Origin of the sequence: Yeosuana marina (assembly GCF_011762485.1) — a bacterium.
Taxonomy (GTDB): Bacteria; Bacteroidota; Bacteroidia; order Flavobacteriales; family Flavobacteriaceae; genus Yeosuana; species Yeosuana marina.
Genome location: NZ_JAAKGI010000020.1, coordinates 1 through 989, shown reverse-complemented (window position 1 = coordinate 989; position 989 = coordinate 1). Strand labels below are relative to the sequence as shown.

Sequence of the window (989 nt, the reverse complement as noted above, 5' to 3'; positions counted from 1 at the left end):
GTAGATGAAGATGGCGATGGTAATGGCGATGATGACGATGAGGACACCATCACAATCATGCCAGCACAGGCAGATTTAAGTATAGCGAAAGGACTGTCATCAGGTAGTGCCACACCAAATGTGGGAGATATCTTGGTTTTTGAATTAGTAATTACAAATGAAGGTTCTAATGATGCCACAGGCGTTAGTGTAGAAGATGTGTTACCTATAGGTTACACGCTAGGAACAGTAAACAACGCAGGAACAGCTACAGGAAATACAGCAAGCTGGTTAGGATTGTTTGTGCCAGCCAATGGCAGTATAACTGTAACTTATCAAGCAACGGTTAATGCACCAACTGGAGCGGTTGGAGAGTATACAAACTCAGCGCAAATCACGGCAAGTGACCAATATGATCCAGACAGTGATCCAACGACAGATGATACCGTAGATGAAGATGGAGATGGTAATGGCGATGATGATGATGAAGATACTTTTACCATTACACCACAAACGGCAGATTTATCAATAGATAAAACCGTAGTAGATGCAAATGGCGCACCAGTAAATGTAGGCGATGTATTAACCTTTAGTATAGCAATAGCCAATGGAGGAAGTTCAGTAGCTACCAATGTAAGCTTAGAAGATGTATTACCAATAGGTTACACATTAGTGTCAGGAAGTATAGATAATGGAGGGGTTTTTAATCCAGGAAATACAACTATTACTTGGGATTTAGCAAATGTACCATTAACAGGAGTAACAGTAAGTTATCAGGTCACGGTCAATGCACCGACTGGAGTAGTTGGAGAATATAGGAATGTAGCACAAGTAACAGCGAGCGATCAATATGATCCAGATAGTAACCCAGACAACGATGATGGCGACCAAAGTGAAGATGATGAAGACGATGAAGTTGTAGTACCAGCACAATCCGATTTAGAGTTAACTAAGGGTATAAGTGTGGCAAGTAGTTCAACACCAAATGTGGGTGACACGGTAACCTTTGA

Annotated in this window: 1 protein-coding gene; it reads left to right on the top strand. The window is 41.5% G+C overall.

The window, feature by feature from the left end:
- A partial coding sequence (locus G5V56_RS12265) for a DUF11 domain-containing protein (RefSeq protein ID WP_166965414.1) occupies positions 1-989 on the top strand: 989 nt, incomplete at both ends.